The sequence below is a fragment of the Nocardia sp. 348MFTsu5.1 genome (genome assembly GCF_000383535.1).
GTDB lineage: Bacteria > Actinomycetota > Actinomycetes > Mycobacteriales > Mycobacteriaceae > Williamsia > Williamsia faeni.
This window is the reverse complement of sequence record NZ_KB911517.1, coordinates 244,556-263,756: the sequence shown is the minus strand read 5'-3', so window position 1 is coordinate 263,756 and position 19,201 is coordinate 244,556. Positions and strand designations below refer to the sequence as shown.

Here is a 19,201-nt window from a genome sequence, read left to right as displayed (position 1 = left end):
CGCCCGCGGCCGGAGCGGGTGCCGTTGTCGTTTGCGCAGCGGCGGTTGTGGTTTATCTATCGGTTTGAGGGTTTGTCTGCGACGTACAACATTTCGGTGGGGTTGCGGTTGCGGGGGCGGTTGGATGTGTCGGCGTTGGGGTTGGCGTTTGGGGATGTGGTGGGTCGGCATGAGGCGTTGCGGACGGTGTTTGAGGAGGTGGATGGTGTGCCGTTCCAGCGGGTGTTGTCGGTGGGTGAGGTGTCGGTGCCGGTGCCGGTGAGTGTGGTGGAGGCGGGGGGTTTGGATGCGGCGGTGGGTGCTGCGGCTCGGTATCGGTTTGATTTGGCGGTGGAGATTCCGGTGCGGGTGTGTGTGTTGCGGGTCTCTGAGGTGGAGCATGTGTTGGTGGTGGTGGTGCATCATATTGCGGCTGATGGGGCGTCGATGGCGCCGTTGGCGCGGGATTTGGCGTCGGCGTATGCGGCGCGGGTGCGGGGGGTTGAGCCGGGGTGGGTGCCGTTGCCGGTGCAGTATGCCGATTATGCGTTGTGGCAGCGGGAGGTGTTGGGGCAGGAGTCTGATCCGGGCAGTGTGATGGCGAGCCAGTTTGGTTATTGGCGTGAGGTTTTGGCGGGTGTGCCGGAGGTGTTGGAGTTGCCGGTGGATCGGCCGCGGCCGGCGGTGCAGTCGTTTGCCGGTGGGGTGGTGGATTTTGTGGTTGAGCCGTCGTTGCGGGTGGCGGTGGGTGAGTTGGCGCGGGCGCGGGGGGCGACGGTGTCGATGGTGTTGCAGTCGGCGTTGGCGGTGTTGTTGCATCGGTTGGGTGCGGGGGTTGATATTCCGATTGGTGGTCCGGTGGCGGGTCGGACGGATGAGGCGTTGACCGATTTGGTGGGGATTTTTGTCAATACGTGGGTGTTGCGGGTGGATCTGTCGGGTGGGCCGCGTTTTGATGAGTTGTTGGGGCAGGTGCGGGAGAAGGCGTTGGCGGCGTATGAGAATCAGGATGCGCCGTTTGAGCGGTTGGTGGAGTTGTTGAATCCGGGGCGGTCCACGGCGTATCACCCGTTGTTCCAGGTGTCGTTGGCGTTGCAGAATAATCCGTTGCCGCGGTTGGAGTTTCCGGGGTTGAGTGTGTCGCCGGTGTCGGCGATGACGGGGACGTCGCGGTTTGATTTGTTTTTCACGTTGACTGAGCAGCCGGCGACGGCGGCGGGTCCGGGTCCGATTACGGCGATGGTGGAGTATTCGACGGATTTGTTTGATGAGGCGACGGTGCGGGGGTTGGCGGCGAGGTTTGTGCGGGTGTTGGAGGTGGTGTGTGCTGATCCGGGGGTGGTGGTCGGTGACATTGATGTTCTCGACGCCGCGGAGCGCCGCGAGCTGCTCCCAACCGGACCGCAGATCGCAGCATCGGATATCACGACCACGATTCCGGAGATGTTCGCGCGACAGGCGGCAGCGACACCGGACGCGGTCGCCATCGTGTTCGGCGACGAGAAGTGGAGCTACCGACAACTCGCGCAGGAGTCGAAACGGCTTACGCGACTGCTTCTCTCGCATGGCGTCGGCCCGGAGTCGGTGGTCGCGATCGCGCTCGAGCGGCGACCCCGTCTCATCGCGGCATTGCTGTCGGTGCTCGAGGCCGGTGGGGCGTACCTGCCGGTCGACCCGAACTATCCGCCGGAACGCATTGCATACCTGCTTGCCGACGCGGCGCCGCGAGTCGTGATCACCGATTCAGCCACTTCTACCATCCTGCCCGACACCACCGTGCCGATCATCGATCTCGATGCCGACCTTGATGGCACATCGAGCCCGGCGAGTGAGGCAGTGCTGCAGGACGGCGAATGTCGCTCACCGCTACGTCCGGAAGACCTGGCATACCTGATCTACACCTCGGGATCGACCGGCGTGCCCAAGGGAGTTGCGGTCTCGCATCGAAATGTGTTGGAACTCTTCGCCGGAGCGGCGGACTGGTGCCAGTTCGCCTCCGACGACGTGTGGACATGGTGCCATTCGGCATCGTTCGATTTCTCTGTTTGGGAGATATGGGGTCCGCTTCTGCACGGCGGCCGGGTCGTCGTCGTCGATTGGGAGACGGTGCGATCACCGTTGCTCCTGTGGGACCTGCTGGAACGCGAACACGTGACCGTGTTCAACCAGACGACCGCCGCGTTCTACACACTGCTCGATGCCGACCCCGAACGCGCTGCTGCCGCGTTGCATTCGGCTCTGCGGCTGATCATCGTCGGCGGGGAATCAATGGACCCGGCGCGAATGCACGAGTGGTTCCGCCACGGTGACGGCAGGACGACCTTCCGAAATGTCTACGGGCCCACCGAGACCACGGTGTTGGCTTCGAGCTATCCGGTCGCATCCTTCGACGGCTTCGAGCGGCCCGTCGTCCCGATCGGGAGGGCCTTCGAAGGTCTGCGGTCGTACGTGTTGGATGCGCGGTTGCATGCGGTGCCGGTGGGTGTGGTGGGGGAGTTGTATGTGGCGGGTGGGCAGGTGGCGCGGGGGTATTGGGGTCGGGCGGGGTTGACGGCGTCGCGGTTTGTGGCTGATCCGTGTGGTGGTGGGGGGCGGATGTATCGGACTGGGGATGTGGTGCGGTGGCGTGGTGATGGGCAGTTGGAGTTTGTGGGGCGTAGTGATGCGCAGGTGAAGGTGCGGGGGTTCCGGATTGAGCCGGGTGAGGTGGAGGCGGCGTTGGTGGCTGATCCGGGGGTGTCGGCGGCGGTGGTGGTGGTGCGTGATGATGCGGTGTCGGTGGGTGCGGGTGTGGTGGGGGATCGGCGGTTGGTGGGGTATGTGGTGCTTGATCGTGAGGTGTCGTTGGTGCGGGAGCGGGAGCGGGCGGGGGAGCAGGAGTTGGTGGGGCAGTGGCAGCGGGTGTATGAGGATTTGTATACCGGTGAGCAGAGCTATGTTTCGGATGTGGATGCGGGTGCGGGGTTGGGGGCGGATTTCGCGGGGTGGAATAGCAGTTATACGGGGTTGCCGATTCCTGTTGGGGAGATGGAGGATTGGCAGGGGGCGACGGTGGCGCGGATTCGGGAGTTGGGGCCGCGGCGGGTGTTGGAGATTGGGGTGGGGACGGGTTTGTTGTTGTCGCGGTTGGCGCCGGAGTGTGTGGAGTATTGGGCGACGGATTTTTCGGCGGCGACGATTGAGTCGGTTCGGGCTGGGGTGGCGGGGCGGTCGTGGGCGGATCGGGTGCGGTTGCGGGTGCAGTCTGCTGATGTGGTCGATGGGTTGCCGGTGGGGTATTTCGACACGGTGGTGATCAATTCGGTGGTGCAGTATTTCCCGAATGCGGGGTATTTGCTTGATGTGTTGGAGGCGGCGGTGGGGTTGTTGGCGCCGGGTGGGGCGGTGTTTGTGGGGGATGTGCGTAATTTCGGTTTGTTGACCGAGTTTGCGACGGGGGTGCAGGTGGCGGGGGCGGATGAGGCGTTGACGGTGGAGGGTTTGCGGGAGCGGGTGCGTCGGGAGGTGCTCGGTGAGCAGGAGTTGTTGGTGGCGCCGGAGTTTTTTGTGGCGTTGCCGCGGCGGGTGCCGCAGATTGTGGCGGTCGATGTGCAGCTCAAGCGGATGCGGGCGGTCAATGAGTTGAGTCGGTTCCGTTATGAGGTGGTGTTGCGGACTGAGCCGGTGGGGGTGCGGTCGGTGGGTGATGTTCCGCAGGTGGAGTGGTCGGGGTTGTCGGGTTTGGTGGGGGTGGAGCGGTATTTGCGGGGTGAGCGTCCGGAGGCGGTGCGGGTCAGTGGGATTCCGCATGCGGGGTTGGTGGGTGAGGTGGCGTTGGCGCGGGCGGTGGCGGGGGCCAAAGATCATGTGGCGGTGGGTGAGTTGGTTGATTCCGGTGTGGTGGAGGGGGCGGTGTTGCCGGTGGAGTGTGTGGAGTTGGGGCGGGGGTTGGGGTACACGGTGGGGGTGAGTTGGTCGTCGGTGGCGGGGTTGATGGATGTGGTGTTTGTTGCTGGTGATGATGTGGTGTTGTCGGAGGTGTTTAGGCCGGTGGGGGTGGTGGGTCGGCTTGCTGATTATGTGAATGATCCTGGGGCCAATGATCGGGTTGAGCAGGTGCGGCGTGCGGTGGCGGGGCGGTTGCCGGAGTTTATGGTGCCGGCGGTGTTGGTGCGGTTGGATCGGTTGCCGGTGACGGTGAATGGGAAGGTGGATCGGCGGGCGTTGCCGGCGCCGGATTATGCGGTGGGCGCTGGGGTGTTTCGGGCGGCGTCGACTCCGGTGGAGGAGATTGTGGCGGGGTTGTTTGCGGAGGTGTTGGGTCTTCCGCAGGTGGGTTTGGATGATGATTTCTTCGAACTCGGCGGCCACTCCCTCAGCGCAACAAAACTATTGAGTCGCATCCGGGCCGAGATCGGGATCGACCTGCCCGTCCGCGTGATGTTCGAAACGCCGACGGTGGGCGGCCTCGTGTCCGAACTGATGAAGGACGATCGCGCCCCGGCACCCACTCCGTCCACCGAGGCGCAGGCCATCGAGCTCACCGCGATGGCCGCCGAAGCATTCGCCGGCGTGCTGCCGATTCGAGACGTTGGCTCGAAACCACCGGTGTGGTGCATGCACCCCGGTGGCGGGCTCAGCTGGTGCTACCGCGGTCTGGCGAAACATCTGAAAGACCGCCCCATCTACGGCATTCAGGCGCGCGGCTTCGACGGCGTGACTCCGCTGGCAGAATCGATCGACGCGATGGTCGCCGACTACATCGATGACATCCTGGCGATCCAGCCAGACGGACCGTTCTATGTTCTCGGATGGTCTTTCGGCGGTGTGGTCGCCCACGCGGTCGCGGCCGAGTTGGAGCGGCGCGGCCATGAAGTCGCATTCCTCGGCCTGCTCGACAGCGCGCCGATGGGCGACGAAGCCCGGAAGGCGATGGATCAAGCGCCATCGGACGAGTACGTGCGCAAAGCGATCCGGGAATGGATCCGGCAACGCTATGGCGATGTGATCGACACTACGGAGTACGAGTCGTTCCTCGCCAGTGCGTTCCGCATCTTCAAGAACGACGTGTCGATCATGACCGAACACACGATGCCGGTTTATCACGGTGACGCGTTGCTGCTGCGGGCGACGATCAGTCCGGTCCAGAAATCATCGACTGAAGCACTCCCCGAAACATGGAGCGAATACATCCACGGTCGAATCGCGACGCGCGACATCGACATTGCACACATGGATCTCGACCTGCCCAAGCCCGCGGCCGAGGTCGGCAAGATCTTGCACGAGTACCTCAACACACTGGAATAACAAGGTCCACAGACGTTCCCGTGATCCACGGCTGTCAATGCAGGTGTTCTTCGACAGCCTCGAGAACGGCCGTCGCACCGTCCTCGGTCTGCAAGCGCTCAGAAACAATCATTGCGCGTTCCCGGTAACGCGGATCCGAGACGGCCTCCGTGACCGCGTTCGCGAGTCGATCGACGGTGAGATCTTTGCGCCGGATCACCGCGGGAGCCACCCCGAGCGTCTGCAGACGATTGGCCCAGAACGGTTGGTCCCCGATCGCCGGTAACGGCACGGCGGGAACGCCCGCGCGCAAACCCGACGCCGCCGTGCCGGCGCCGGCGTGGTGCACCACGGCACTCATCTGCGGAAACAGCCAGTCATGCGGGACATCACCGACAGTGATCATGTCCGGACCGTCGCCGGTCAGCCGCGCCCAGCCGGAATCGATGACACCGCGCATGCCGCCCTGCCGCAACGCCGAGCACGCGATTCGGCTGTAGCGCTCGCCGGCCTCTGTTGCAGTGCTGCCCAGGCCCACGAACACCGGTGGCGGGCCGGCGGCGAGAAAGTCCACCAACTCCGCGGGGGGTGTCCAGTCCGGAACCGGTGGCGGCCACCAGTAGCCGGCCACCTCGAGCCCGGCCCGCCAATCCGACGGTCGCGTGACCACCGCGGGGCTGAACCCGTGCAGTACGTACCACTCGTCCAGACGCTTGCGGATCTGCTCGCGCAGCGAGACAGGCGCCATCCCGAATGCCGCCCGCACCTCATTGATCAACCCCAGAAACGGCTGCTCGCCGACAGCGAGCAGCCGGCCCATCGCGCGGTTCGCGTCCCGCCCGAAGGACCGGGTCCCGGCCATCGGCGGGGGAAAGTCACCGGTCGGGGCAAGCGGTTGCAGAAACACTCCGATGGCGGGAACGTCGAAACCTTCGGCGATGTGGAAGCCGAACAACGAGACCGGAGCCGGGACGAGCAGTAGATCGGCATCGAACGCCGCATCGATGACAGCGAAAGCCACCGCTCGCATGTCACCGACCATGTCCTGCACCAGTTTTCGCGACGGCCGGGCGCGTCCGCCCTCGAGCAGGCGCTGTGCCACCGCGGATTGGCGCGTCTCGGATTCGATATCGCGCGGAAGAGGCCGGTACTCGAGCCCGGCTCCGGTGACGAGGTCTTCGAACGCCCGCGTCGCGGCGACCACAACCCGGTAGCCGTTGTCCTGTAACCGAATACCCAAGCCGACATAGGGAATCACGTCGCCGAGCGGTCCGAACGCGGGGATTACGATTGTGTGCATGAGATGGTTCGCCGGTCTGGGCGGGGTCCTCAGCGGGTGCGCTGGTAGCGAAGGTAGATGACTTTTGAGCCGACAGTTCGTGACTCGATCAGCCGCAGGTCGAGGGAGTTCGCGAGTGGTGTGAAGTACGGCGTCCCGGCCCCGAGGATGATCGGGTTGACGAACAGGCGGTATTCGTCGATCAGGTCTTCGGCGATGGCGGCCGCGGCGAGTCCCGCGCCGCCGATGGACACCTCGCCTTCACCCGGCTGGTCACGGAGCCGTCTGACCTCGGTGGCAATGTCGTCGGTGGCCAGCCGCGCATTGCCTTCCACCGATTTCAGCGTCCGGGAGAACACCACTTTCGGGATCGGCCGCCAGATCCGGGCGAACTCGAGTTCTGCCTCGTCGGACATTGTCTGCTCGGCCGTCTCCCACACCAGCATCGCCTCGTAAAGGCTCCGGCCGCACAAGTGCACAGCGATGTGGCGGGTCTGCTCTATGTGGAAGCGAAACAGTTCTGCGTCAGGCGCGGTCCAGCTGATGTCAGAATCCGGTCCCGCGATGAAACCGTCGAGCGACACGCTCATCGAGTAGGTCACGGGCAGCATCGGGTCCTCCTCAGCTGCTGGACGATGCTCCGAACAGTATAGGCGCCATCACCGAAATCATTATGGCAGTCAACAGAACTCCTCGAGATGTCATCGCAACGACGGCTAGCTCGCCGCTTGCGTCCGGATCTGTTCGAGAGCGTCAGTGACACCGTGATGTGGGAGGGGAGACCGCCGTACTCGCCCACAGCGGTGTAGTCACCGTCTGCATATTCGGAGGGCTGCGCACTCGATCGCGTGTTGGGAGTTTCTACTTTCCGGAAACTACGGTTTGACGAGTGCCTTGAGAGACTCGCGAGAGTCCATGGCCTTGTAGCCGTCGGCGGTGTTGTCGAGGCCGACGGTGAGGTCGAAGACCTTGCCCGGGTTGATGCGGCCCTCGAGGACCTCCGGGATGGCCTGTTCGATGTACGCGCGCACGGGTGCGGGTCCGCCGTTGAGGGTCACGTTCTTGCCGAACAGTGATCCGAAACCGACTGGCGCAGCCTCGTACTGGGGTACACCGACACGGGAGATGACGCCTCCGGGGCGGACGATTCCGTAGGACTGCTCGTAGGCGGGCATGTGGCCGACGGCTTCGAGCACCACGTGTGAACCGAGCCCGCGGGTCAGGTCCATGACCTTCGCGATTCCTTCTTCGCCACGTTCAGCGACCACGTCGGTGGCACCGAATTCGCGGCCGAGGTCGGTGCGGGCGGTGTGGCGGCCCATCAGGATGATCTGCTCGGCGCCCATCTGTTTGGCCGCCAGCACGGCCGAAAGACCCACGGCGCCATCGCCGATCACGGTGACGGTCTTGCCGGGGGAGACGCTGCCCATGTGGGCGGCGTGGTAGCCGGTGAGGTAGACGTCGGACAGGGTCAGCAGCGAGGGCAGGAGCTCGGATGTTTCGTCCACGGGTACGGCGAGCAAGCTGCCGTTGGCCTGTTGCACGCGGACGGCTTCGGCCTGGGCACCGCCGACACCGGGTTGTCCGTACCAGCCGCCGTTGACACAAGCGGTCTGGAAGCCTTCCTGGCAGAACACGCAGGTGTTGTCCTGGAACGCGAAGGTGGCGATGACGAAGTCGCCCTTCTTCACTGCAGACACATCCGAACCGATGTCTTCCACAACGCCGAGGAATTCGTGTCCCATAGGTGCCGGTGTGTCAGAAGCGGCCATCGAATTGTAGGGATGCAGGTCGGAACCGCAGACACAGGCGCGGACCACTCGGACGATGGCATCTGTCGGCAGCTGGATCGTCGGGTCGGGCGCGTGCTCCACCCGAACGTCGCCTGCGCCGTACATGAATGTTGCTCGCATCAAAATCTCCACTGTTGGTGTTGGGGTCGATAGGGGCGACGTCGGTGCACATCGCCGATGGCTACCAGAGTTGTCGTTGCGCTGGGCGACTGGCAGCACCTGTTGATACAGGTATTGGCAGTACCTCCTTCACCGTGCACGTATGCCGCCTCGGTGTGGTCGGGCTCACTCGCCGGGAGGAAAGTCGGTCGACGCGGCGAGCTCGGTTTGCGCTTCGTAGTTGCCGATGCGCGTGCGCAGCGTGTCGAGTGTGCTTGCGAGGGCTTGCGATCCGAGCATGATCCGTAGCGGTGCGGGCTCGATATCGACGCTCTCGATGATGCGGGCTGCCATCCGGGCGGGGTCTCCGGCTGCGAGTCCGTTGGCGGGGTCGAGCATCGCCAGGAAGCCGTGAGCAGGGTTGTTGTCGTAGGCCGTCATAAGATTGGCAACTTGCGCACCCCGGTAACGGAATTCGGTTCGCGCCCCTCCTGGTTCGACGATCGTGACTCCGATCCCGAATGGCGCCACCTCTTGTGCGACCGATTCGACGAAGCCTTCGATGCCGAACTTGGTGGCGTGGTACATGGAGTTGCCTGGAAAAGCGACTTGTCCTCCGTACGAGGAGATCTGGATGATCCGACCACCCTGCTGCTCACGCAGGTGCGGCAGAGCCGAGCGGATGAACTGAATCGATCCGGTCAGGTTGGTCGCGATCAGGTGGTCGATTTGGGCATCGGTGAGTTCTTCGGCGGCACCGAAGAGACCGTAGCCGGCATTGCTGACGATGACGTCGACCCGGCCGAGGGTCGAAAAGGTGCGATCGACGACCTCGCGAACTGCCGGGGTGTCGGTGACGTCGAGGAGTTCGGTGATGAACGTATCGGGGTACTGAGCAACGAGGTCGTCGACCTTGCCGGCGTTGCGGACGGTACCGACAACGCGGTCACCCGCGAGAAGTAGTTGTTCGGTCAGTTCGCGGCCGAAGCCGCTGCTGACGCCGGTGATGAGCCAAGTGCGCTGCGCCATGTGAAATCTTCTTCCGTGTTGTCGGGGCTTACGCCGCGGTCACCTCGTCGACCATGCGCAGGCCGTTGAGAGTGCGTGGATATCCGATGAATGGGAGTAGTTGGGTGAGGACGTCGATCAGGACCGTTCGGTCGTTGCCGACATTGAGGTTGGCGGCGACATGCCCTTTGACCTGCGGTTCACAGCCACCGAGTGCGACGAGCATCGCGAAGGTGAGTAACTCGCGGACGGGCACATCGATACCGGTGCGCGTGTAGTGGTCGCCGAAACAGTTCGCGGACAGCAGTCGCTGGATGTGTGCCTCGTCTTCAGGTGCGTTCGCGTACATGTTCTCGACACCGGCGGCGCCGACGATCTCTTTCTGTACAGCCAAGCCATCATTCATTCGGCTGTCGGGGGTCGTTGTGGATTGACCCGGTAGCGGCAGGTCGATACCGCGCTCGGTCAGCACGTCGTTGGTGGCGTGAATGAAGTCGAACACCTTGGCCATGCCGACATACGGCACTGCTTGGTACACAACTTCTTTCACCTCAACCGGTGTGACTCCGACGTTCAGTGCCGCTCCCAGCATGACGCGGTACTCGCGTAGCGCCTGGCCCGCGATCATCGAGGCCAGCTGAACCATCAGGCGGGTCTTGGTGTCGAGGTTGCTGTCGCGGAGCACCTCGTCGAAGGCGAAGTTGTCGAAGTACTCGATCAACTCAGGATCGGTCTGCTTCAGCGTTGATGTGTGATCCGGAAACAGCTCGTCGTGATTCCGTTGCGCCTGTGCACTCACACCCATCGTCATCTCTCTTCGCCATGGCCACGCCTCGTGCAGGTGTTGGCTGTAACTAGAACGTAGGTGGCCTGTCCGTCGCGCGGGAGGGTCTGTCATTACCCCGTTTGGCAGGGACTCCCACGTGCGCGTCAGGTGGGATTGAATCGATGAAGGGAAGGACCTTGTCGCGACATGCATGCTCGACGGGGTCATCACGTTTGATCGAAGGGAATGGACACATGTCCACATGGCTCATCACCGGGTGTTCGACCGGACTCGGGCGGGCACTCGCCGGCGCGGTGCTCGCCGCCGGTCACAACGCTGTTGTCACTGCCAGGGACGTCTCGAAGGTGCGAGAGTTCGAAGACGAGTATCCCCGGACGGCGCTGGCGCTTGCGCTCGACGTCACCGATCCGACGCAGGTTGTCGAGGCAGTCGCGAAATCCGAGGAACGATTCGGTGCAGTGGATGTCCTTGTCAACAATGCGGGGTACGGATACCGCGCCGCAGTCGAGGAGGGCAGTGACGACGACATACGTCAGCTGTTCGACACGAACTTCTTTGGTGCTGTCGCGATGATCAAGGCTGTACTGCCTGGCATGCGAGCGCGCCGGGCGGGTGCAATCGTCAATATCTCGTCCATGGGTGCGCAGGGCCGCCCGGCGGGGTCGGGGTTCTACTCGGCCAGCAAGGCAGCGCTCGAGGGGTTGACCGGGTCCTTGGAGAAAGAGCTTGCCCCGCTGGGTATCTCCGCGACGATCGTGGAGCCGGGCGCTTTCCGCACCGACTTCGCGGGCCGCTCGCTGACCCAATCAGCCGAGGCCATCGCGGACTATGCCGAGACGGCGGGTAAACGACGGATCGAGAACGACACGGTGCACGGGACGCAGCAGGGAGACCCGGCCCGGGCAGCCGTTGCCACCATCACCGCGGTCGAATCGCCCGAGCCACCGTCTCTACTGTTGCTGGGTACTGATGCCCTCGATGTGTTTGTCCGAGTGTCGGATTCACAACGCAGAGAACTCGAGAAGTGGCGCGAACTCAGTGCCGGTACCGATTACCAGACGTAAACCGATCGCGTAGGGATTTGTCGGGACCTCCGCGCGATTCGGGTCTACACAAGAGGAGAATTGAAAATGACCACACCTTGACTGCTGAGATCCCTCGGGTTGGGGCGCCGGCTTGGATGGTCGGCGCAATTGCTCTGGACGCTCTGTGCTGGTGACGAATTCAGAAACCACTCTCGCCTTGCGACCGCGGGAGAACACCTGAAGCTGAACTCACCCCTGGTGACTCCATTTATACTGTATACATTACAGTAAGAGTGTCGGCGATTGTTGATCCGCGGAAGAGGTGTGTACGGCGATGGCTGGGCAACGTGCATTGGTGATGGGTGCAAGCGGGTTCGTGGGTTCGACGGTGACGAGGCTTCTCGTGGAGCGGGGTGAGGAGGTCAGCGTGCTGGTCCGCGAGTCGAGCAATACCCGTGCTTTCGACGATCTCCCAGTCACGCGCCACAGCGGTGGCATCGAAGACCCTGAGTCCATCCGGCGGGCAATGGTCGACTGTGACGTCGTGTACTACTGCATCGTCGACACTCGCGCGTGGCTGAGTGATCCCAGCCCATTGTTCGAAACCAATGTCGAAGGGTTGCGTCGCGTGCTCGACGTGGCGGTGAATGCGAACCTGCAGAGATTCGTGTTCTGTAGCACGATCGGGGCCATCGCCATCGGTGGCCCGGACGAAAAAGTCAACGAGGACAAGGCATTCAACTGGGCGGGTAAGGGTGGGCCCTATATCGAGTCGCGACGCCAGGCCGAGGACCTCGTGTTGGAGTACGCCCGCAATCGGGGTCTGCCTGCCGTCGCCCTGAATATTTCCAACACATACGGACCGGGGGACTGGGCGCCGACACCGCATGGCGGGCTCGTCGCGGCCGCGGCGCTCGGCAAGTTGCCGTTCTATCTCAACAACGTCCACTCAGAGGTTGTGGGCATCGAAGACGCCGCGGAGGCGATGATCCTGGCCTCGACAAAGGGTCGCATCGGTGAGCGGTACATAGTCTCGGAGAGTTTCATGTCGGCGAAAGAGATTTATTCGTTGGCAGCTGCCGAGGCGGGGGTTCCGGCCCCGAAGTACGGAATCCCGCCCATTGCGCTGACGGTGACCGGCTTTCTGGCGACGACGATCGGAAAACTGCTCCGCCGGGATTATCCCTTCAACATGGTCGGTGTTCGTCTGATGCGCCATGTTTCGCCACTCGATCACAGCAAGGCGACCCGCGAACTGGGATGGGTCCCTCGACCGACCGCCGATTCGATCCGGGCGGCGGCACGTTTCGCCCTCGATCGCCGTCGGCAGAGTTCCGAACGTAAAGCATTGGAACACTAAGTTTTACAGAAATCTAGACTGACGGACTGGACTCAGGTATGAGTGACGGCTGCAGGCTTGCTGACTCCGTCTCGCCAGGTGCGTGTGAACAACACGACACATGCAACGACGAGGAGGCCGAAGATGATGGCCAGAATCAGTGAGATAGAAGAGTCGTCCTCCATTTCGTAGAGTTCCCGGAATCGGTAGAAGAGAAATGTGGTGGATACTCCGGCCCACCCGACGATGAGCCCGATCCGAAGATTGTGGACGCGCATCGTGGACGCGGCGAGCGGTACAAGCAGCGCTGCCCCGGCGATCCACAACCCACCAAGAGGCTGACTGATTCGGCTTTCGTCATGCCAGTCATCGGGCATGGAGAAGTGATGCCACAGCAGCACGATGCAAGCGATACCGCCGACAAGAAATGCAACCTGAATGTGCCGATCGGCGAGGGTGAGTCGTGATCGAGGCGATGACACGTGTGTGGATAGCAATGCGAAACCCGCCACCGCCGCCGCGAGGATCCAGCTCGAAACCCCGATGACCCAAATCCACACGCCGACACCCCAGCTGCTCCAGGCAGATGTGGATTCTTCTTCGTTGGTCCATTGCGTGAAAAGGAGCCAGGGACCGACCGCAGCGCCGCTCAGGATCAATCCGAGTCCGACTTGACGAGAGTGCCCAGAGAATGCCGTCAGAACTCCGGCGAATCCAGCAATGAACGCGAGTGACAGAGCCGGGATCGTAAAGACCCGAAGGTCCTCGTTGTTGAAGATCGTGTCACCCGAATCGTCATTCCCAAAGGGCACGAATGGGTTCACAGCCATCAGCCCCGCCGCAAGGATCGCCAAACCTGCGGCGAAGAGGCAGAGCAAGAGCTTCGGTGCAACTGGTTTGTTTTCATCGTGTTCCTCATGGGACAACTCGGCGGGCGGCGCCACCACGCGCTCGTTCCGCGGCTCTGGCCCCGGAGGTTCACCCGGCGGCGGACTCGGCCGGGGCTGCCACACTGGCCCAGACGTCGGCCACGACCACCGATCCGGCCGTGGTTCAGGCGCCGGCCGCGACCATTGATCCGACCATTGATCCGACCGATGTTCCGGCACCCGTCGCGAACGCTGGTCCGACTGCCGATTCAGTGCTGGAAACGACGGCTGCAGCGGGCCGGGATTCGACGGAGGGTTGGGCACGATGTTCGGCAACGGATCCGACTGTGCACTGGGCGCCTGATCGGTCAGACGGAACAACCGAGTCGACCCACCGCGGATGTACAGCACCGGCGTCACCCACTCCAGGGTGTTGGGCAATCCGAGGATGGCCTTTCGGCCACTGAGGACGGCGCGGTCGACGTCCCGGCCCGCGGCAACCGCCGCGTAGAAGCCACGTGCGAACTCGATGGCAGCCGCATCGCTGACGGTGAATTGCATTGCGGCGACGGCACTGATCCCGCCGCGGGCGAGGGCAGCGGCGGTGCCGGCGAACAGGTCATCGGACGCGGCCCGTCCTGACGAGCACGAGTTCAATACGACCAGACGCGGAGTGGGTTCGGCTTCGTCGAGCAACTCGGTCAACCGTGACGCGTCGACCATGTCGGCGCGACCATCCTCACCCACCAGCGCTATGCAGCCCTCGGTCTTCACCGGGTCGTAGTCACCGTGACCGATGAAGTGCAGCACATGCCACGTTCCATTGAGCAGATAGCGATGCACGTTGCTCCACGTTGCCTGGGGAACGCAGACCAATTCGATTCGGCGCTCCTCGATCTGTTCCCGCAGAGCTGCTCTGAGCTGGTCGATCTCGGCCTCGGTGTTCAGCGCTCCAAGATTTCTGGGGGACGCGACGATGCACAGGATGCGCAGCGGGGGTGTGACGTCAAGGGGGAGTGGATCGAAGTCCGGCGCCGGGATGTGCCGAACGAGTGGCCTCTGGCGGCACAGGTACGTCTCATCGTCGGGGTCGAACAACATTTCCCATGGGACGGCGGCAAGCTCGGGTGCCGTCAGGCTGAGCACCAGCCGAAGTCGCTTGCGATGGTGTTGCGCGGCACCCAGGCTCGCTCGATACCCGTTGTTCACGGGACCGTTGAACACCGCACGGAACAAGCCTGAGCCGACCTCGTGCAGAGACCGCTCGCTGACGGGTATCGCGCGCCGCGCCGAGACGGATGCAGCGAGGATGGCGTTTTCGAGTTCGTCTCGCCTGTTCACGATGTCGCCGACGTCGATGTCGAACTTCGCGGACGGGAGTCCGCCCGATGGTGCCCTGAGCACCCTGGCCAGATAGCCGTCGGGATGACCTGTGTGTGGATATGGACTGATCTCGAGATGAAAGTCGATCTCGTCGGTGGACATTGCCCTACTCCTGCAGTGCGTCGTAGATTCGCCGCGCCACCACGGGATCACTCAGGTATCCGCTGATGCCATGGTGATTCGGCGTTTGGTTGTCGACGTCGGTTTTGTTCTCGATGGCCGGGGTCGGCGGGTTGATGGCGAAATGCGCGGCATCGAGAGGGTGCAAAGCCACGGCGTCGTGGGGATCCATGGCATTGAACCAACTCCCGACGCACGGTGGGGTGCGGTTGCCGCCGACATCACCGATGCCTGGTGCCCGGTCCCGGATCGCGTTGACTGCCAACGGGCTACCCACGGTGATCAACTCCGGGACCTTCCAGTTCCGGTTGGTGCCTTCGCGCATCAGGAGGGTGTAGGCGACGACGGTGCCCAGGGAGTGTGCGACGACGACACTGTCGGTTCCCGGGGTGAAGGCGCCGATCACGCCGTCGTCGATGCGTCGGCGGATGGTGCGGTTGGTGAGGTATTGGAAGACGTCGTAGGTGGCCAGTGCGATGGTCACTGCGCTCATCTTCCCGTTCTGGTCGAGCTTCTGCAGGATGGCGCGCATCCACGGCCAGTTGAGCGGGCCGCGTTCGGCGACGGCGATTCCGGTCTGTGCACTGATCTCCGCGTCGGGAATGTGCTGTTGCTGTTGAACATCGGTGAGCACGTCGAACAGGAATCGCTTCGCTTCACTGTTGAGGTTCGGTTCACCACGCAAAATGACGTCCGGGACATCGCCGTCGGTGAAGCCTTTCGCCAGGCGGTCGAGGGTATCGCCGTAAAAAGGGAACCGGACCTGGTCAGTGGTGATCGGAGGCAGTGACGGATCGCTCTTGCCGAGACCCTCGTTGAGGCTGTCGATCCACTCCTGCTTGAGTTCGGAAGAGTCCTTACCCTGCTGTGATCGACCGTGGATGAAGATGATCTCTCGGGACATGTGGTTCTCCTTTGCCTGGTCGGATCAAGCGGGTTGGAACAACAGATCGGTTGCGTCACTGCCGAAGACGGTCCACAGCGACGGCAAGAGGTGGCCTCGCAGTTGTCCGGTGCGCGACCACAACATCGGCCCGTCATCGGTGAGGAGATCCCAACCTTGCGTGAGCAGTGGGAACGGTGTCACGAAGTGGTCGCCGACAACTGAACCAGGGGACTCTGTGTCCATCAGAATCAAATCGAGGAACTCGATGCCGCTGCGCTGCTCGGTCAGTCGTATTCGTAGATCCGCCAGCCGATCCAGATCTTGGCGGGAGTGGAGCGCGTAGGCCTGATATAGCGCGAGCGTCAGGTCGTCGGGCCGGCCGCGGGCCAACAATGCGGCCAGCCTGACGCCCTCCAGCACATCCTGGTGGCGCCGACGCTGCGCGGACGCCGTGACGATCGCCTTGATGCGCCGAATATATTGCTCTCGAACAGGATTGGTGGACTCGGGTTCAAAGAACACCGCGCTGATATGCCGCCCCACGACGTGGATCTCCGTAACGTGACCTTCGACCACGGGAAGCATTGTCGCCGTGCCATTGTCGAGTTCGAGGACCACCATGTGCGTGCCCGACCCGGCAAAGTCGACCACATGGCCGTCGGTGACGACCGACCCGCCGGGCGACGTCGCCCGGCGAATCGACGTCCCCCGCACACTGACGCCGCGCCGCATACCCGCCGAGGGTGGCAGCGCAGCGTCGGTCGCCGGGGGGTCGAGCAGCGATCGGACCGCGCTCACGTATCGACCGGCACCCTCGGACTCTGCGCGTCCGAGCTCGTTGTCGAACGTCTCCGACTGGCCGACAGCAGCCTGGTAGAGGTCCGCGGTGATCTTCGACAGTGATCGCCGGGGAACCGTGCTTTCCAGGTTGGTGCCGGTGATACCGCGTACCAGGGGACCGTCGTCGCCACGATCCACGCAGGCCAGCCACCGCGTGTTCGCACCGACCTGAACATCGAACGTCGGCGACTGATCCAGGTCGAGATCGAGCTCCGCGAGGCGCGCGCTGACGGCTGTCTCGAGGTAGACGCAGAGTGGATTGGTGTAGATGTACCAGCGAGGGTCGTCATCGCCTGCGCGCACCATCACATCCCCCTCGAGTCCCTGCGCGTCGTACAGTCGACCGTTGAGCGCCTCGTGGAGCACCGAGGTGTAGATCCCTTCGGCGGCAACGGTGTTGATCTCGATCGCGGCCTCGCCTTGGGCGCTGGCGTAGAAGACGTCGACACGCGGTCGCGAGCCGGTGCAGAGACTGTTGGGAAACGCGGAGACCGGGGTGAGTGACTGGGTGTCGAGGTCCTGCGCGGGCGTTCGGCAGGCATCCGAGATGATCACGACGTGGGGGGTCTTGCCCCGTTTGGCTGCCTGGATGCTCTTGCCGACGCTGATGGCCGCATTGCCACGGGTCGGTGCGTCCGACAGCATCCAGGTTTCGATCATGTCGACGAGCAGTCCGTGGCCTGCGAAGTAGAGGATCAGCTGGTCGACGCCGGTGGCGACGAGTTCCTCGACCGCGGTCAACACCCCGTCCGAGGTGACCTTGCCATCGGTGTCGGTGAGCAATCGGACAGTGGCCGGATCCATTCCGCCACGATCGGGATCGACTGCCCAGTCGTGCATCTGCTGCGCGCCCGATGCGGCGGCGCGTAGCACCGGCATGCCGGCGCCCGTCCGATCCACGCCGATGAACACTGCTCCTCGATGCATCGAAAGCCTTCTGTCAAAAGGTGTCGACCCTCCTATGCGGGGACTGCTTCAATCGTCTGACCTTCGGTTGGTGCACGCACGAGTAGTGCACTACCTGTTTCCGGCTCCGCGTCGTCGCGTCCTCCACACCCAACGAATTGCGTAGCGCACTACTCGTTACTGCGGTCTCCGATCCGATCACCATCGACATCAGGCGCACCGCTCACGGGCGTCGCGGAAACCCAATACGAGAGGAAACGATCATGGCCAAGAAATACAAGGTGGTCTCGGGTGACACATTGTCGGATTTGGCAAGTCGGTTCTATGGCGATGCCGACCTGTTCGAGGTGATTGCGATCGCGAACGACCTGCCCGATCCGGATTTCATCAGGACCGGTCAGATTTTGCTGATCCCGGGGCTCGCCAAGAAGTACAAAGTGGTCTCGGGTGACACGCTGTCGGAATTGGCCGAGCGGTTCTACGGGGACGGCTCGCTGTTCACGCTGATCGCAGCGGCCAATAAACTCCCCGATCTGGACTTCATCAAGGTCGGCCAGATACTTCGAATTCCCGACCTCTGAACCGGCGCATTACCCATCACCTGCGAGAACCGCCCCAGCCGAGTAACCGGTGGTCCACAAGCAACGGAGCGAAACGCGGCCAGGGTCGGTCGGTACTAGCCGGGCGCCTGGTCGTGCTCGCTGCTTGGGGTGACGTACTGCAGCTGCTGTTCATGCACGTCAGGAAGAAAGTCCTTCCCGTACGCGGATGGGTCGAGCCGCGGGTCGCTGAGGACTTCGGCGTCGCGTAGGGCGTGCATGTACGCGCGATCCTGGGAGATCCGTGCGGTTACCTGACCAGACCCACCAACGGAGCCGTGGCCGGGAATGGCCACATCGACGTCGCCCGCGGCGCCCTCGAGCAGTCGCAGCGCGGCGAGGTAGTCCTCGATCGGATCAGCGGTGCCCATGACGTTGAGCATCGGAATCAGGACATCAGAAAGCATGTCGCCGGCGACGAGAACCCCACGTTCTTCGATGACGAGCGCTGCGTGACCGGGTGCATGCGCATTGTGTTCGATGATCCGGACTCGAGGACCGTCCCAAGGGATCTCTGTGGCCTCGGCCGGCAGAGCGGTGATGTGGCCCAGCAAGTCGAGGGGTACTTGCTCGACGATGTCAGGTGGTATCAGGGTCGTGACGAAGTCCTGAAACTGCGGATCCGCCAGCCGGGCTTGGATAGCACCCGCACAGCGGGCTGTACCGTAACGGGGCGCCGACCCGAGTCGGGGATGCCAGAGCAGGTGATCCCAGTGCGGGTGAGTTGAGAAGCCTGCTATAACGTCCTGGCCCAACTCCTGAAGGTCATTCGCGAGGCAGACCATTTCGTGATCCTGTATTCCGGGATCGATGAGCAATACACCGGACTGGCCTTGTACGACAACAGCATTGCTCTTCATGAACTCGCTCTGGTGGACCAGTATCCCGTCCGCAACCTGCGTCAGCACGTCTGGCTCCTTCTGCTCGCGGCTGGCAGCCGCTAGTCGAGACCGTGGCACTTGGTGTCAATAAAAGCTAAGCAGATGAGTCGAGACGACGCCGTCGCTTCACGAGAGTCATTGCG

The 19,201-nt window shown here is 63.1% G+C and carries 13 protein-coding genes; 4 read left to right on the top strand and 9 right to left on the bottom strand.

Annotation, left to right across the window (positions count from 1 at the left end; genetic code table 11):
• The first annotated feature begins 18 nt into the window (after positions 1 to 18).
• Positions 19 to 5,265: a non-ribosomal peptide synthetase gene (locus H290_RS31950; protein WP_020108282.1), complete on the top strand. Its 5,247-nt coding sequence runs from the start codon at positions 19 to 21 to the stop codon at positions 5,263 to 5,265.
• A gap of 34 nt (positions 5,266 to 5,299) precedes the next feature.
• On the opposite strand, the gene H290_RS0118310 is transcribed toward H290_RS31950, so the two are convergent.
• The 5 genes from H290_RS0118310 to H290_RS0118290 all read right to left on the bottom strand — a co-directional run bounded on the left by H290_RS0118310 (position 5,300) and on the right by H290_RS0118290 (position 10,234).
• The gene (locus tag H290_RS0118310; protein ID WP_020108281.1) at positions 5,300 to 6,544 is read right to left on the bottom strand and encodes a glycosyltransferase; all 1,245 of its coding nucleotides are present in this window, start codon (positions 6,542 to 6,544) and stop codon (positions 5,300 to 5,302) included.
• Between the two features lie 29 nt (positions 6,545 to 6,573).
• Positions 6,574 to 7,134, bottom strand: coding sequence for a dihydrofolate reductase family protein (locus tag H290_RS0118305; protein WP_020108280.1), 561 nt, complete (start codon positions 7,132 to 7,134; stop codon positions 6,574 to 6,576).
• Between the two features lie 264 nt (positions 7,135 to 7,398).
• Positions 7,399 to 8,436 carry an alcohol dehydrogenase catalytic domain-containing protein gene (locus H290_RS0118300; RefSeq protein WP_028463361.1) on the bottom strand — a complete coding sequence of 346 codons (1,038 nt, stop codon included), beginning with the start codon at positions 8,434 to 8,436 and terminating at the stop codon, positions 7,399 to 7,401.
• Positions 8,437 to 8,601: 165 nt separating this feature from the next.
• Positions 8,602 to 9,444 (bottom strand): SDR family oxidoreductase, encoded by an 843-nt coding sequence (locus tag H290_RS0118295; RefSeq protein ID WP_020108278.1) that lies wholly within the window; start codon positions 9,442 to 9,444, stop codon positions 8,602 to 8,604.
• Between the two features lie 28 nt (positions 9,445 to 9,472).
• Entirely contained in the window at positions 9,473 to 10,234 is a 762-nt protein-coding gene (locus H290_RS0118290; protein ID WP_020108277.1) for a carboxymuconolactone decarboxylase family protein, read from the bottom strand.
• 209 nt (positions 10,235 to 10,443) lie between these two features.
• Here H290_RS0118290 and H290_RS0118285 point away from each other — a divergent pair, with 209 nt between their 5' ends.
• Entirely contained in the window at positions 10,444 to 11,274 is an 831-nt protein-coding gene (locus H290_RS0118285) for an oxidoreductase (RefSeq protein ID WP_020108276.1), read from the top strand.
• Positions 11,275 to 11,569: 295 nt separating this feature from the next.
• Positions 11,570 to 12,595 carry an NAD-dependent epimerase/dehydratase family protein gene (locus H290_RS0118280; RefSeq protein ID WP_020108275.1) on the top strand — a complete coding sequence of 342 codons (1,026 nt, stop codon included), beginning with the start codon at positions 11,570 to 11,572 and terminating at the stop codon, positions 12,593 to 12,595.
• Between the two features lie 32 nt (positions 12,596 to 12,627).
• Here H290_RS0118280 and H290_RS0118275 read toward each other — a convergent pair whose 3' ends face one another.
• Genes H290_RS0118275 through H290_RS0118265 form a run of 3 tightly spaced genes read right to left on the bottom strand, consistent with a single transcriptional unit; the run spans position 12,628 to position 17,599 of the window.
• Complete coding sequence (locus H290_RS0118275) at positions 12,628 to 14,928, bottom strand: CHAT domain-containing protein (RefSeq protein ID WP_020108274.1); 2,301 nt, start codon at positions 14,926 to 14,928, stop codon at positions 12,628 to 12,630.
• A gap of 4 nt (positions 14,929 to 14,932) precedes the next feature.
• Positions 14,933 to 15,850: a hypothetical protein gene (locus tag H290_RS0118270; RefSeq protein WP_020108273.1), complete on the bottom strand. Its 918-nt coding sequence runs from the start codon at positions 15,848 to 15,850 to the stop codon at positions 14,933 to 14,935.
• 24 nt (positions 15,851 to 15,874) lie between these two features.
• Positions 15,875 to 17,599, bottom strand: coding sequence for a caspase family protein (locus H290_RS0118265; RefSeq protein ID WP_155976909.1), 1,725 nt, complete (start codon positions 17,597 to 17,599; stop codon positions 15,875 to 15,877).
• Between the two features lie 242 nt (positions 17,600 to 17,841).
• On the opposite strand from H290_RS0118265, the gene H290_RS29065 reads away from it, so the two are divergent.
• The gene (locus H290_RS29065; RefSeq protein WP_020108271.1) at positions 17,842 to 18,159 is read left to right on the top strand and encodes a LysM peptidoglycan-binding domain-containing protein; all 318 of its coding nucleotides are present in this window, start codon (positions 17,842 to 17,844) and stop codon (positions 18,157 to 18,159) included.
• A gap of 95 nt (positions 18,160 to 18,254) precedes the next feature.
• Here H290_RS29065 and H290_RS0118255 read toward each other — a convergent pair whose 3' ends face one another.
• Positions 18,255 to 19,085, bottom strand: a complete 831-nt coding sequence (locus tag H290_RS0118255; RefSeq protein WP_028463359.1) for an MBL fold metallo-hydrolase — start codon at positions 19,083 to 19,085, stop codon at positions 18,255 to 18,257.
• Positions 19,086 to 19,201: the final 116 nt, after the last annotated feature.

Excerpts from the sequence above, each read along its gene's own strand:
- H290_RS0118270 (WP_020108273.1), bottom strand. The coding sequence starts at position 15,850 with ATGTCCCGAGAGATCATCTTCATCCACGGTCGATCACAGCAGGGTAAG.
- H290_RS0118295 (WP_020108278.1), bottom strand. The coding sequence starts at position 9,444 with ATGGCGCAGCGCACTTGGCTCATCACCGGCGTCAGCAGCGGCTTCGGC.
- H290_RS0118265 (WP_155976909.1), bottom strand. The coding sequence starts at position 17,599 with ATGCATCGAGGAGCAGTGTTCATCGGCGTGGATCGGACGGGCGCCGGC.
- H290_RS29065 (WP_020108271.1), top strand. The coding sequence starts at position 17,842 with ATGGCCAAGAAATACAAGGTGGTCTCGGGTGACACATTGTCGGATTTG.
- H290_RS0118285 (WP_020108276.1), top strand. The coding sequence starts at position 10,444 with ATGTCCACATGGCTCATCACCGGGTGTTCGACCGGACTCGGGCGGGCA.
- H290_RS0118310 (WP_020108281.1), bottom strand. The coding sequence starts at position 6,544 with ATGCACACAATCGTAATCCCCGCGTTCGGACCGCTCGGCGACGTGATT.
- H290_RS0118275 (WP_020108274.1), bottom strand. The coding sequence starts at position 14,928 with ATGTCCACCGACGAGATCGACTTTCATCTCGAGATCAGTCCATATCCA.
- H290_RS0118305 (WP_020108280.1), bottom strand. The coding sequence starts at position 7,134 with ATGCTGCCCGTGACCTACTCGATGAGCGTGTCGCTCGACGGTTTCATC.
- H290_RS0118300 (WP_028463361.1), bottom strand. The coding sequence starts at position 8,436 with ATGCGAGCAACATTCATGTACGGCGCAGGCGACGTTCGGGTGGAGCAC.
- H290_RS0118280 (WP_020108275.1), top strand. The coding sequence starts at position 11,570 with ATGGCTGGGCAACGTGCATTGGTGATGGGTGCAAGCGGGTTCGTGGGT.
- H290_RS0118290 (WP_020108277.1), bottom strand. The coding sequence starts at position 10,234 with ATGACGATGGGTGTGAGTGCACAGGCGCAACGGAATCACGACGAGCTG.